Below are 14184 nucleotides of genomic sequence, written 5' to 3'. Positions count from 1 at the left end.
CACCCGATGCACACGCACAGAATCTAACAGATCCTAATCACCACTAACGGGCGTCCTGGCCAGCTCACGCCTATCCTCCGAGCATGGAAAGCATTGGGTTTGCGCGTTTGCCGATCGTTGCAAACAGCGGCAAAGCCAGGAGAGGACGAGCGATGTCGAACAATTTGCACGCGGCGCATGCCTGGATCGATTTTCCGGCCGGCTCGCGGGATCACGAGGTTCTTCGCCCGACGCAGGTGATCGCCCGGGAGAGCCAATGGCGTCAGATCGATCGCACTCCGGACGGCGCGACCGAGGACATCACGATCTCGCGATGGGAGGACTCGCGGAGCAGCTCGTCGCACGAAACGACGACGCCGGACGATCGCTATTTCATCGGCATCGCCCTGAAGACCACGCGCGCGAAGCTGACACGGGACCGCCAGGTCATTTTCGACGGCACCATGCCTGCAGGGACGCTCTATGTCACCGCTCCGTCGAAATCTCTCGGCGCGCAGTTCCAGTCGCCATGCGCCTTCCTGCACGTCCACATCTCCACGGATCATCTTCCGGCCCATGTCGTTGCGGCTGACGGGCTCAATGACCTCGTGCTGCTCCGCGATCCGCTCGCCGCCGAGCTTGCCAAGGCGCTGATCGAGCAGAATGATGCCAGAGACCGGCATTTCACGCAGTGCATCGGCCAGACCCTGGCGATGCATCTCACCCGGATGGAGCTGCCGCGCGTCAGGGTCAATGCCTTGCCGAAATGGCGGCTGCGGCGTGTCGAGCAATATATCGCCGATCATTTCCACCGCTGCATCAGCCTGTCCGAGCTCGCCAATGTCGCCGGCCTGTCCCGGATGCATTTCGCGGCACAATTCCGCGCCGCGACCGGTTACCGTCCGCGCGAATATCTGCTCAATCACCGGACCGAGCAGGCGAAGACGCTGCTTGCAACCACCGAGCGGCCATTGGCGGAGATCGCGCTTGCCGTGGGCTTCAGCACACAGGCGCATTTCTCGACCGTGTTCAAGCGCATCAGCGGCGAATCACCGGCACGCTGGCGTCTCGCCAGCAGGGGCGAGCGGCTCGAGGTCGAAGCGCCGCCGCGGCGGCGTCTTTCCCCGCAGATCGGCTGGATCGCCAGCGCCGCGGCGTAACCACACGGCCGGCTCGCGCCCTCGTCCTCCCGGGCCAGCGAGCCTCTCGGGGCCGCCCTGATCCCACACAGGAGCGGCCCCTTTTTCTGTCGTGAGCGCATGCTACTCGCATATGGATGCGGACTCTCATGTCCCGGACAAGCTGCAGCGCGGAAGCGCTGCGTGCGGGGCACGAGAGCGCAATACTGCCGCTCGCTACACCGGATCGAATGCGCGGATCGGCGGCAGATTGCCGGTGAACTTCTCCACCTCGACCACCGTCAGCTGCCCCGTGCAGCCTTGCGCGAACGACGAGGTCCCGATGTCGCGGGTGAGCACGTTCGGATTGCCGTGAACGCAGAGCGGCGCCTCGTCTTCGGGGTCCATCGGATCGTACCAGGCGCCGGTCGGAAGCTGCACCACGCCGGGCGCGATGCCGTCAGTGACGTGGACCGCGGCGAGGCACGCACCGCGATCGTTGAACAGGCGGATGATGTCGCCGTCCTTGATGCCGCGCGCATCGGCATCGCGCGGGTTCATCCGCGCGACCTCACGCCCGCGATGCTTTGCGGCAAGCGAGTGTCCGCCGAAATCGAGCTGGCTGTGCAGGCGCGTCACCGGCTGGTTGGCGACGAGGAAGCACGGCGCCCCCGGCTTGGGCATGTCAGTCTTGTCGAGCCAGACCGGATGTCCCGGACAATCCGCATCGTTGTGCCCGGCGATCTTGGCCGAAAATATCTCGATGCGCCCGCTCGGCGTCGGCAGCGCGTGATTGACGGGATCCTCACGAAAGCGGCGCAGCCGGCCGCCGTCATCGGGCTGCTGCGGCACGACCAGGCTGCCGCGCGCCCAGAACTCGTCGAAGTAAGGGGCTTCCAGGCCACGCTTGGCGAGCGAGGCGCGGGTCGGCTCGTAGAGATGCTCCAGCCATTGCCGCGACGTGCGTCCCTCGGTGAAGGGTTCGCGGGCCCCCAAACGGTCGGCGAGATCGGCGAAGATATCGTAATCGTCACGCGCAAGGCCGAACGGCTCGGCGATCTGGTGCATGGCGACCATCAAGGGATCGTTGGTGGAATAGCCGATGTCCTCGCGCTCGAGCGTCATCGTCGACGGCAGCACGATGTCGGCATGCCGGGCGGTGGCGGTCCAGGCGAGCTCGTGCACGACGAACGTATCGAGCTGCGCAAAGGCCTTGCGCAGGCGGTTGATGTCCTGGTGATGATGGAAGGGATTGCCGCCGGCCCAGTAGACCATGCGGATGTCCGGATAGGTCCGCGTCTCGCCATTGTAGCGATAGGTGCTGCCCGGCTTGAGCAGCATGTCGGCGATGCGCGCCACCGGAATGAAATCGGCGACGCCGTTGCGGCCCTGCCCCAGCGTCGGCCCCGGCACATCGTTGACGCGGCGACCGTAATAGCCGATGGCCCCGAGCGAATAGGCATAGCCGCCGCCGGGAAGGCCGATCTGGCCGAGGGCTGCCGCCAGCACCATGCCCATCCACACCGGCTGCTCGCCATGCTCGGCGCGCTGCAGCGAATGAGAGACGGTGATCAGCGCGCGCTTTCCGGCGAGCCGGCGCGCCAGCTTGCGGATCGTCTCCGCCTCGACGCCTGAGATCGCGGCGGCCCATTCGGCATGCTTGGCCTGCCCGTCGCTCTCGCCAGTGAGATAGCGCAGGAAGACCGGCCATCCCTCGGTGTAGCGGTCGAGGAAGGCCTGGTCATGCAGACCTTCGCTGACCAGCGTGTGGACGATACCGAGCATCAGCGCGGTATCGGTACCGGGCACGCAGCTCATCCATTCGGCACCGGCTTCGACCGGCAGATCGTCACGCAGCGGGCTGACCAGGATGAATTCGCAGCCACGCCGGCTTGCAGCAGCCATCGCGCCGCGCTCGACGTGCTTGCTGATGGAGCCGCCGGCCACCATGGAGTTCTTCAGCGCCATGCCGCCGAAGGCCAGCACGATGTCGGTGGTCTCGGCGATCTGCTCCCAGGTGACGTTGCGCTTGGTGATGTCTTCGTAACCCGCCAGAATCTGCGGCAGCAGCACCGAGGACGCGCCGGAGGAATAGGTGTTGACCGAGCGCACATAGCCGCCCATCGCGATGTTGAGGAAGCGATGCACCTGGCTCTGGGCGTGATGAAAGCGGCCGGCGCTCGACCAGCCATAGGAACCACCGAACACCGCGCCCGGCCCGCGCGTATCGCGGATGCGCGACAGCTCGTCGCCGAGGAGGTCAAGCGCCTTCTCCCAGCTCACGGAGACGAATTCGTCACGGCCGCGACGATCGTCGGGGCCCGGCCCGCGCTCGAGCCAGCCGCGGCGGATCGCCGGCTGCGAAATGCGCGCCTGATGGCGGAGCGCACCGGGGAAATTGTCGATGATGCCGTTCGGATCGGGGTCGCCCGCATAGGCCCTGACCTCCAGCCCGGCCGCGCCCTGACGCGCGGAAAACACGCCCCAATGCGATGTGTGCGGCTTGAAGCCATCCGACAGGTCGAGACCGGGATCGGGGAAGCCAATCGTATCGTCCATCATCTGATCCTTGTTCCGGCGTCGGCCTGCAATCGGGGTGGTACTATACCGATCCAATCCGGACGTCGTCGAGATCAGCGTTGACGGAAACGCTGGGCTGCCCCGCGGTGCTGGCTCTTGGCGTCAACCGCGACGGCTAGGCGCTGGCCCGCACGCGCTGCAGCAGGCGCGAGGCGGCCATCAGATCCTGCGTTTCAAAGCCCTCGGTGAATTCGCCGTAAAGGGGAGCGAGCAATCGGACGGCTTTCGGCCTGCGGCCCGTCGCGATCCAGTGCGCGGCAAGATCGGTGGCGATCCGCAACGCGAAGGTCACCGCCCCGATGGCGCGCGCTTCGGCGAGCGCCTGCTGCAGCCGCTTTTCGGCGCGCAGCGGCTCCCCTTCGTGCAGAAGAATCGATGCCTCGACCCGCTGAAGTTCCGAGCGGCACCAGCGCTCGCCCTGACATTCCTGATGGTCGATCGCCCGCGTGATGGCCGCGCGCGCCTCCGCGATTCGCCCCTGCCGCAGATGGGCGCGCGCCAGGACCGCCAAATAACTGCCGATCCGCATCAGAAAGCGGCATTCGATCAACTCGTCGATCGCGCCTCGAATATCCTCCACCGCCTGCTGATCGCCGTGCAGATCGCGAAGGCAGGCGGAGAAATAGCGCTCGACCGGAACCCAGCGCGAGATGCGCTCCCGTTCCAGATTGCGCCGCAGCCGCTCCGTATAGGTCTCGAGCGCGGTCAGGTTTCCGGTCTCGAGCGAGACAGGGAGCGCGGCGAGCCCGAGCGCATTCGACTGGGATACCCAATGACCGCTGCGATCCGCTGCGTCGACGGCGTCGCGGGCGAGCCGCGCCGCGTAGTCGGGCTGCCCTTGCATCCACGCAACGAAGGGCAAATTGAAGCGGACAGTGATGAACCGATAGACCTCGTTCGCATCCTTGCGCGAACGTCCGGCGGCGAGCGAATAGGTCGCCGCGAGGCGATCGAGAACCGGGCGGCTCTTGCTCAATTCGCCGGCAAACGCGCGGGCCCAGGCCAATGCCCGGTCGGCTTCGGACGTTGCCGTCAGGTCGCGGTCCCGCTCGGCGAGCCCCGTGGCCTCCTCGAGATGGGTGATGGCGCGCGGGACCTGGCCAATCTGCAGCAGGTAAAAGGCAAACCCCACCAGCGCGCGTTGCTGATACTCGACGTTGCCCGAGCGCCTTGCAAAGGCGATCGCATCGAGCCAGGCCACCTCGTTCTCGTTCGACATCTTGCGTGCGTAAAACAGGCTCCATCCGAGGGCGCAGGCGAGCTTCGCCTTCGACAGATCGTCGCATTCGACGATCTTGGCCAATGCGAGCGCCTGCTCCAACCGCGCTTGCGCTTCCGACAGGATGGAGGTTTCCGACCACAGGGTGATCGCCGCGACCGTGAGCCTCAGCCCGAGAACAGGGTCTCCCGCCTCGCCGAACGCCCATGACAGAGCAGCCCTCAAATCCGCGATACGGCCAAGGTAGCGCTGCGTCCAATCGGCCGGCTCGCGCCAATTCCATTCCTCCTCGGACTGTTCGAACAGCGCGAGGACGCGCAGCGCGTGACGGTGCAGGGCATGGCCGCAGGCGGGATCGGCCTGCCGCCGCTCGGCCGCGTAGCGCCGTGTGCTGTCGAGCAGTCGATAGCGAAGGCCCGGTCCCCTCGTCTGCGCGCTTACAAGCGATTTGGCGACGAGACTGCCGAGGCCGGTGACGACGTCGACCGGAGTGAGCCCGGCGGCCTCCGCCACGAAAGCCGCGTCCTCGACCTCGAACGCGTCGCTGAACACCGACAGCAAGCCGAACAGCACGGCTTCCTTTTGCGACAACAGCCTGAAGCTCCAATCGATCGTCGCCATGAGGGTTTCGTGACGTGGCGGTGCGCCCTCGGTGCCGGAGGCGCGAAAACCCAGATTCTGATCAAGCAGCGTCACCAATTCGCGAGGATTGAATGCGCCGATCTGGGCCGCCGCCAATTCGATCGCCAGCGGAAGACCGTCGAGCGAATGGCAGATCGAGGCGACAGCCTCGCAATCGCCATCGATGAACTGGTAGTCCGACCATTCGGCGGCACGGCGGACGAACAGCTGGACCGCCGGAAACCTGACAGCGTGATCGACCGTCAAGTCGAGACCGGACCTCGGTGAGGGCAGCGAACCAAGCCGCACGACGTGTTCGGTAGCCGTCCCAAGCGGTTCGCGGCTCGTGGCCAGCAGCCTGGACGGCGAGGTGTCCGCCAGGAACCTGCCGGCAAAGATCGTGGCAGCCGGCAGCACGTGCTCGCAATTGTCGAGAATGAGCAGCATCTGCCGCGGTCGCAGATAGTCGAGGACCGCGGCCAGGCTGTTGTCCGGATTGCCCCTGATGCCCAGTGCTGTGACCAGCGCCGCGCCGAACAGCGTCGGGTCGGAGATCGTGGCGAGATCGACGAAGCAGGCGCCGTCCCGGCATTGTGGCGCGAAGAGCCGTGCTGCCGCAGCGGCGACCGTGGTCTTGCCGACCCCGCCCGGGCCGGCCAGCGTGACGTGCCTCGTATTGGTCAACACATCGGCGATGTCGGCGATGTCGGCTTCGCGACCGACGATCCCCCGCAACAGAGGCGGCCCGGAAAAGGTGACCGGCCGCGCGAGTGCCGGATCGTCCTCGATCTCGCCAATGCTGGTTTGCACCTGCGCAATGAACTTGTAGCCACGCCGCGCAACGGTCGCGATGTAGACCGGCTCGATCTGGGTATCACCCAGCGAGCGACGCAAGCTCCACATGTTGACCTTGAGATTGCTGTCGTGGAGGAAGGTGCCCGGCCAGGCGGCCGCCATCAGCTCATCCTTGCTGACGAGTTCGCCGCCACGCTGCACCAGCAGCTGCAGGAGCTCGAAAGCGCGCCCGCCCAGTTTGACGGGGCGCCCGTCGAGCAGGAGCAGCTGGCGGCGGGGAATCAGCCGAAATGGCCCGAACGAGAATGTGAGTTCCTGTCGGCCTGCGCCTCGCTGCAGTGTCTCGGTGACAGCCCGCATTGACCATTGCCAGTCGATCGAAGAGATCGCCTGCAATTATCATGCACTGCGAAAGTGTTGAATAGCGCCCTTTTGAATTAGCACGATTGCGGCGGGCATTTCGCCGCAGGATGTTTCGCGAGGACACCGCGTCCGCGGAACTCCGATCATTTCCTGGGCACGTCGAGGATCACCATCCGCATCACCTCGACGCCGCCCTCGGCAAGATCCGGAAGCTTGGCGAACCATTCCTGGACGTAAGCAGTGGCGTTATGCGCGTCGAAATCCGCCTGGCTCGCGAAGACCTCGTAGAAGATGAAGTGGCCGGGCCTGGCGCGATCCTCCTGGAGAAAATAGACCAGGTTCTTGGGATCGCTGCGGACCTTGGCAATCAGCGGCAGGGTGGCTGCGCGCAGCGCATCTTCCTTCCCGGGCCTTGCTCGCACCTGCGCCACAACCGAATAGGCGCCTTCCGGAATCTCCTGGTAGTGCACGCGCGGCACTTCCTGAGCGACGGCCGAGGATGCCGCCATGGATAGCGAGACCGCGAGAAGCAGGACAGCCGGCGACTGACGGACGAGGATTGGCATGATGAATTCCTTCCCATTGTGGTCGTGAACGCTTCACTGGACGAGCAGGCTGTCGGCACAGATCCCGCGGCCCGTCGCCCGGGGACTTGCGGATCAGCGTGTGACTGTCTGCTGCCGTTTCGCCAGGGCCTCGCTGAAACGCTTCTTGACGGGGCCGAGTGCCTTGACGAACTCGAGCTGCTCGCCTTCGGGACCCTTGCAATAGATCAGCTCCCAGCCGTTCGAGGGCTCCTCGGTCACTCGGTTGGTGTTGGCGCTCTGAGGCGCGGCTTTGCGTGCAGCCTCGGTCATGACCCGGACCGTGCGGTTCGCCCTCACCTGCGTCATGCCGCGGCGCGCGGATTCGGCTTCGAGATCGGCGATGAACTTGTTGAAGTCGACGTCGTCGCGAACGTAGAAGCAGATGTGCATCATGCGCGGAAAGGCGGGGCTCATGTGCTCCACCGGTTCGGCAAAGCTCTTCGAGCTGCCCATGGGCTGGTCGGCCTCGCGATACTGCAGCAGCTCGAGCACCATGTTGTCGAACTGGATGAAGCGGACGTCGAGCCTCTGAGCTCCGCTGCGCAAGTCCGGGACGCCGATCGTCCGTGGATTGACCCCGCGCGCATTCGCCTCGATTTCCTGGTCGGCCAGCAGCGTGTTCTGCACCCCGTCGCCCTGGAAGTCGCCATGACGGAAAACCTCTGTGCCGCCCAGCACGCCCGTGTAGAACTCGTAGGCCCGCTCCATGTTCTGGACCGTCAGCCCGAAGTGCTGGACGCCCTGGAGCCGCGCGCCAAGCGGCGCTTCGTTGCGCTCGGCTGAGGACATGCTGTCGGCGCCTCCTGTCGCTGCAGCCGCATCCGTCGCCGTACCGCCGACCACGAGGCCCGTGACGACGGCTGCTCCGGCAGTCCGAAGCATGGTGCGGCGGCCCATGCCGGCGGCGTTGTGTGCTTGATCTGTCATGTCTTTCTCCTTGGTCGCTGGTTGACTTGGCGTGTGTCATCCTTCGGTCGAGGCCTCGCTCGACCCGATGAACCTGCCGCGCCCGCAAGCGGCTCAATCGGCCGCCGGAAGCGGAGCTGCGGGGTTGACGAGCCCCGCCGAGCGGAGCTCGCGCCAGAAATCGGCGGGGATGGCCTCCTCGACGGCGGCGCGATCTTCAGCGATGCGGCTCGGACGGCTCGCACCTGGAATGACGGCAGCGACGACTGGATTTGCCAGCGCGAACTGCAAGCCGGCCGCCTTCATGCTGATCCCGTAGCGATCGGCGATTGCCTTGATCCGCGCGACCTTTCCGAGAATCTGTGGAGGCGCCGGCGCATATTCGAAATTCGGCCCGCCGACGAGCGCGCCCGAACTGTAGGGGCCGCCGACGATGATCGCGAGTTCATGTTCCGCAACCGTCGGCATCACCCGCTGCAGCGCGCGGGCATGGTCGAGAAGCGTGTAGCGGCCCGCGAGCAGGAAGCCGTCGGGGCGTGGATCTTCCAGCGCGAGCAGCAGCTCGATCGGTTCGACCCGGTTGACGCCGAGCCCCCAGGCCTTGATCACGCCCTCGTCGCGCAACCGGTCAAGCGTCCTGAACGCACCCTTGCGCGCGCTTTCGAACACCGCCAGCCATTCGTCGCCGTAGAAATCCTGCGCGACGTCATGCACGAAGACGATATCGACATGGTCGGTGCCCAGCCGCTTCAAGCTGTCCTCGATCGAGCGCAGCGTGGCATCGCCGGAATAGTCGTTCACGATTCTGTTCGGGCGTCCATGTTTGAAGACGCCGGCCTTTTCGCCGAGAGCGCGGGCACCGGCGTCCTCGGTTTCGTCGAGGATCAGGCGGCCGACCTTGGTGCTGATCGCATAGTCGCCACGCGGCCGAGCGGCGAGCGCGGCACCCATCCGGATCTCGGCGAGGCCTGCGCCATAGAACGGCGCAGTGTCGAAATAGCGGATGCCGTCGTCCCAGGCCGCGTTCACCGTCGCGAGCGCTTCCTGCTCCGGGATATCGCGGAACATGTTGCCGAGCGGCGCCGCGCCGAAGCCGAGCTTGCCCGGCAGAACATCCCTGAGGGCCATTGCGCATATCCTTTGTGAGTGGCGGGAGAAGCCATTCGTGCGCGGCGCGACAAATCTCAGTCGGCCGCGGACGGGTCCGCGCTTCTTATGAAGGCCGCGACCTCGCGCGGATGCGACAACATCACGGCGTGGCTGCTCTTCAGCTCCGCCATTTTCGCGCCTGCCCGCCGGGCCATGGTGCGCTGTGCCGTCGGTGGGATCATGTGATCCTCGCTCGTCACCATGTAATGGGTCGGCTTCGTCTTCCAGGCCACACGATCGACCCTGGTCTGCACCGCCTGCAATCCCCAAGGGAGCTGCGCAGCCCCCATGAAGCGCGTCGTGGCCACGTCGACGTCGGCGGCGAACGAGGTGGGGAATTTATCGCGGTCCACGAGAAGGTAATTGCCGTCGGTGACCAGCGGCGCTTTGTGCTCACCGGCCGGCGCCGGCGCTTCCGCCAGCGTGCTGACCGACTCTCCGGCGTCGGGAGCGAATGCCGCAAGATAGACGAGGCTGCGAACCCTGGGATTGTCGCCGGCCTCGGTGATGACCATTCCGCCGTAGGAATGCCCGACGAGGATCACCGGGTGCCGCGCCTTGGCGATCACGCGCTCGGTCTCGGCGACGTCATCGCGGAGCGTGATGGTCGGCTGCTGGACGACGAGCACCTCATAGCCCGCATCCGAGAGGATGTTGTAGGTGTCCTTCCAGCCCGAACCATCGACGAAGGCTCCGTGGACAAGGACGATGGAGACGGGCCTCTCCGCCGCGACCGCCGTGGCGGCCTGCGCAGTCACGATCGACATTGCGACAAGTGCCGAGACACATGACTTCATATCAGGCTCCGATCCTCGATACGGCGAGATTGCGTTCGATGAGCCATCATGAGATCGCGCCGGCATTGCGGTATTTCCGTTTCCTGCGCGATGACGGACGCATCTTGCTCATCCGTCCGCAAGATCCGTTTTCGAAGCCTGTCGGGCACATGACCAAGTCTTTGCGCTACTTGCCTTTTACCTCTTTTAACCGGGCTGCCTCTGGACTTCGCTCACGTCGCTTGTGAAAAATTCCCATCGGCGTGGCAGCGACCGGGGCTGCAACTCTACACCGGATGGAATGATCGCTCGCTCGCGATACGGGGCCGGAATTCGCCGCAGCAGAAGCGGAGGTCATGATGGCGCTCGTCACGCATGGAGATCAGAAATACCAGAACAGCGAGAAGCTCGCGGAGACCAGCAACTGGTCCGCACTGAGCATCGAACATCGGAAATTCGAGGCGGGACGGCAGCAAACGCCCGTTCCCGTTTGCACCGAGCTCGTCATGCTCGTGTCAGGCGGCGGCATGGTGTGCCGGGCCGGCAATGGCGAAGTCCAGAAGAGCCTCGCCCGGCCGGGCATGAGCTACCTCGTGCCCGTCGGAACGCAGGAGAGCCATCTCGAGCTTTCGGACCGGATGGAGTGTCTGCATCTCTATCTGCCGCCGGCGCTGCTGGACCAGAGTGCCCTCGCCGACTTCGACATCGATCCGGCAAAGGTCGAAATCGCCTATGCTCACGGTCTGGCAGACCAGGTGCTCTTCCACATCTGCTCGCCGCTGCGTGACCTGCTCCATCGTCCCCGCCAGCGGACCGATGCGCTGTTCGTGGAAGGAATTCAGGTCGCGCTCGCGGCTCATCTTCTCGGACATTATACGATCGACCGCTGGCGTCCGCCGGAAAAATCGCCCTCGCTCGACCCACGACGGCTGCAGCGCGTGCTGGACTATATCGAGGCCTCACTTGGCCTCGACATCAGGCTCGAGGAGCTGGCGGCGCAGGCCTGCCTCAGCCCCTATCATTTTTCCCGGCTGTTTCGCGAGGCGACCGGACTGTCCCCGCACCGCTACGTCACCGATCGCCGCGTGCAGGCCGCCCGGCAGGAGCTCGCACGCAACCGTTTGGCCCTGGTCGAGATTGCGCTGGAATTCGGCTTCGGATCGCAGGCCAATTTCACGCGCGTGTTCCGCAAGGCCGCGAGTCTGACGCCGGGACAATATCGCGAATTGTGCTGCGGCCAGCCCGACATGAAAGCCGATCGCGCCGATACACTCCGCAGGGATTGCGCATGATCCCGCAGGATTCGGAAATACTGCTCCTCGCCGTGAGGCGATGCTGCCGAGCCGACCAGATCCGCCAAGGGACATACCGACATGATCGAGCTCACAGTGAACGGGATCAAGCGCCAGGTTGACGTCGTTCCCGAGATGCCTCTGCTCTGGGTGTTGCGCGACGAGCTCGGCATCACGAGTCCCAAATTTGGCTGCGGGGTCGCGCAATGCGGTGCCTGTACCGTCCACATCGACGGAAAGGCCGTCAGGTCCTGCCAGTCGCATATCGGCGAGATCGCCGGCAAGTCGGTCGTCACGCTCGAAGGGTTGGGCAACAAGGACCAGCACCCGGTCCTGCAGGCCTGGATCGAACATCAGGTCCCGCAATGCGGCTACTGCCAGACCGGGCAGATCATGCAGGCGATCTCGCTGCTCTCGAAGATCCCCAAACCGACGGACGAGCAGATCAACCAGGTGATGTCCGGCAATCTCTGCCGCTGCGGAACCTATCCACGCATTCGCGCCGCGATCCACGCGGCTGCCGCGCACAAGATGGCGGAGAAGTGAGATGGGCGAGCTACAGGGCATTTCTCGTCGGACCTTCGTGCTCGGCTCCGCCGCCGTCGCCGGTGGCATCGCTTTCGGCTCCTACGGGCATCCGGCCGCGGCTGCCGACGGCAATCCGTTGGCTGCCGGCCTCGGCCCGAACTCCGTGACCTTCAATCCCTGGGTCGAGATCAGTCCGGACAAGATTACGCTCATCGCCCAGCACGCCGACATCGGTCAGGGTGTCGGCTCGGTGCAGCCGATCATGATTGCCGAGGAGATGGACCTCGATCCCGGCCAGTTCGAAGTTCGCTTCGCTGGTCCTAGTCCCGCCTATTTCAACACAGGATTCAAGGAGGAGCTTGCGCCGTTTCTCGCCTCGGATCAGAGCCCCGCGGCCGAAGCGGGTCGCGCCGCGGCGCTCGAAGGCCTTCGAAAGTCCGGCATGCAGATGACGGGCGGCTCGAGCACGATCCCTGATACCTATGAGAAGCTGCGCACGGCCGGGGCCGTGGCGCGTGAGACGTTGAAGGCCGCGGCCGCCAAACGTTCGGGCGTCGCGGTGGCCGACATCCGCACCCAATCCGGGCACGTGATCCTCCCCAACGGCGAGAAGATTCCCTATGTCGAGCTCGCCGCGGACGCCGCCAAGATTGCCCCGGTGCTCGATGCGCAGACGCGCGATCCCTCCACCTGGCGCATGATTGGCAAGCCGATGATGCGCCTTGATGTGCGCGCCAAGGTTCTGGGCGAGCTGAAGTTCGGCATCGACATGAAGATGGAGGGCATGCTGTACGCCGCCGTCAAGCTGAACCCCAACAAGGGGCAGCCGCTGAAATCCTTTGATGCGGGCAAGGCGCAATCGATGCCGGGGGTCAAGAAGATCCTCGAAATCAACAACGGCGTTGCGGTGATTGCCACGAACAGCTGGTACGCGATGAAGGCAGTCGATGCCATCGCGTGCGAGTGGGCGCCATCGGCCTATCCCGCCGAGCAGGCCGACCATTGGAAGGTTCTGGAATCCTCGTTCAAGCCGGAGTTCCTGGGCAAGGAATGGCGCAAGATCGGCGATGTCGAAGCTGGCTTGCGGACGGGAACGCGCATCGAGGCCGAGTATCGCGCGCCCTATGTCGCGCATCAGCCGCTCGAGCCGCTCAACGGGATCGGCCTCGTCACCGACAAGGGGATGGAGATTTGGGTCGGCCACCAGAGCCCTCAATTCGCGCAGTATGTCGCGGCGACCGCGATCGGCCTGAAGCCGGAACAGGTCACCTTCCACAATCAGTGGACCGGTGGAAGCTTTGGCCACCGCCTCGAATACGAGAACGTCCGTGTGCTTGCCGAGATCGCGAACCAGATGCGCGGCACGCCGATCAAGCTGGTGTTCTCGCGCGAGGAGGATTTCCTTCAGGACATTCCGCGGCAGATTGCGATCGCCCGGCACAGAGGGAGCATCGACAAGGGCAAGATCGTCGCGGCCGATCTGCAATTGGCCTCGACGGCGCCGCTCAAGGGGCTGCTCGAACGTTCGGGCGCCCCCTCGAAGGATCCCGATGCTCAATTGGCGGCCGGCCTCTGGAACGTCTATTACGACATCCCCAATTTCCGGGCCACGACTTACGAGGCGCAAGGACTGTCGCCGAGCACCACGTGGCGGTCGGTGGGAGCCTCCACCGCCGGCTTCTTCACCGAGAGCTTCATCGACGAACTGATCCATGCGGCCGGCCTCGATCCCATGAAGGCGCGCATCGCGATGTGCGCCGTGCCGACCTACCGCAAGGTGCTGGAGGCGGTCGCCGAGATGTCGGATTGGAAGGGACCGCTCGGCAAGGGCCGAGGCCGGGGTGTCGCGTTCGTCGAGTCCTTTGGGACGCCGGCGGCCGAAGTCGTCGAGGTGACGGCGACGGACCGAGGCATCAGGATCGACAAGGTCTGGGTCGCGGTCGACGTCGGCAAGGTGATCGATCCCGTCAATTTCGAGAACCAGGTGCAAGGCGGCGTGGTCTGGGGGCTCGGCCATGCCATCAATTGCGAGCTCACTTACGCCAAGGGCGCGGTGCAGCAGACCAATTACAATCACCACGAAGCCATGCGGATCTACCAATGTCCCGTCATCGAGGTCCGCGGGCTCGAGAACGATCCCAAGGTGAGAGGCGTCGGAGAGCCACCCGTTCCACCCGCCGCCCCCGCGCTCGCCAATGCGATCTTCGCAGCGACCGGAAAGCGCATCCGCGAAATGCCGTTCAACAAGTTCATCGATTTCGTGTGAGGCAA

The 14184-nt window shown here is 65.0% G+C and carries 10 protein-coding genes; 4 read left to right on the top strand and 6 right to left on the bottom strand.

From position 1 onward, the window contains the following. Positions 1 to 152 precede the first annotated feature (152 nt). A complete protein-coding gene (locus AABA86_RS23340; protein WP_338308576.1) occupies positions 153 to 1139 on the top strand; it encodes a helix-turn-helix domain-containing protein in 987 nt (328 codons plus the stop codon). A 195-nt stretch (positions 1140 to 1334) separates the two neighbouring features. Here AABA86_RS23340 and AABA86_RS23335 read toward each other — a convergent pair whose 3' ends face one another. From AABA86_RS23335 to AABA86_RS23310, 6 genes are all read right to left on the bottom strand, one after another. Further along, positions 1335 to 3656: a molybdopterin guanine dinucleotide-containing S/N-oxide reductase gene (locus tag AABA86_RS23335; RefSeq protein ID WP_338308575.1), complete on the bottom strand. Its 2322-nt coding sequence runs from the start codon at positions 3654 to 3656 to the stop codon at positions 1335 to 1337. A gap of 136 nt (positions 3657 to 3792) precedes the next feature. Then, positions 3793 to 6672, bottom strand: a complete 2880-nt coding sequence (locus AABA86_RS23330) for an ATP-binding protein (protein ID WP_338308574.1) — start codon at positions 6670 to 6672, stop codon at positions 3793 to 3795. Positions 6673 to 6818: 146 nt separating this feature from the next. Beyond that, positions 6819 to 7241, bottom strand: a complete 423-nt coding sequence (locus AABA86_RS23325; RefSeq protein WP_338308573.1) for a putative quinol monooxygenase — start codon at positions 7239 to 7241, stop codon at positions 6819 to 6821. Between the two features lie 93 nt (positions 7242 to 7334). Beyond that, the gene (locus AABA86_RS23320) at positions 7335 to 8189 is read right to left on the bottom strand and encodes a VOC family protein (protein WP_338308572.1); all 855 of its coding nucleotides are present in this window, start codon (positions 8187 to 8189) and stop codon (positions 7335 to 7337) included. A 93-nt stretch (positions 8190 to 8282) separates the two neighbouring features. Then, on the bottom strand, positions 8283 to 9296 hold the full coding sequence (locus AABA86_RS23315) for an aldo/keto reductase (RefSeq protein ID WP_338308571.1): 1014 nt from the start codon (positions 9294 to 9296) through the stop codon (positions 8283 to 8285). Positions 9297 to 9352: 56 nt separating this feature from the next. Continuing rightward, a complete protein-coding gene (locus AABA86_RS23310) occupies positions 9353 to 10114 on the bottom strand; it encodes an alpha/beta fold hydrolase (protein ID WP_212253732.1) in 762 nt (253 codons plus the stop codon). 338 nt (positions 10115 to 10452) lie between these two features. Between AABA86_RS23310 and AABA86_RS23305 the strand changes: the two genes are divergently transcribed. From AABA86_RS23305 to AABA86_RS23295, 3 genes are all read left to right on the top strand, one after another. After that, entirely contained in the window at positions 10453 to 11385 is a 933-nt protein-coding gene (locus AABA86_RS23305) for a helix-turn-helix domain-containing protein (protein WP_338308593.1), read from the top strand. 81 nt (positions 11386 to 11466) lie between these two features. Further along, positions 11467 to 11931, top strand: coding sequence for a (2Fe-2S)-binding protein (locus AABA86_RS23300; protein ID WP_212253731.1), 465 nt, complete (start codon positions 11467 to 11469; stop codon positions 11929 to 11931). Between the two features lies 1 nt (position 11932). Further along, a complete protein-coding gene (locus AABA86_RS23295; RefSeq protein WP_338308570.1) occupies positions 11933 to 14179 on the top strand; it encodes a xanthine dehydrogenase family protein molybdopterin-binding subunit in 2247 nt (748 codons plus the stop codon). Positions 14180 to 14184: the final 5 nt, after the last annotated feature.

It is taken from the genome of Bradyrhizobium sp. TM233, from assembly GCF_036247965.1.
Classification (GTDB): Bacteria; Pseudomonadota; Alphaproteobacteria; order Rhizobiales; family Xanthobacteraceae; genus Bradyrhizobium; species Bradyrhizobium ottawaense.
This window is presented reverse-complemented; position numbering and strand designations above follow the sequence as displayed.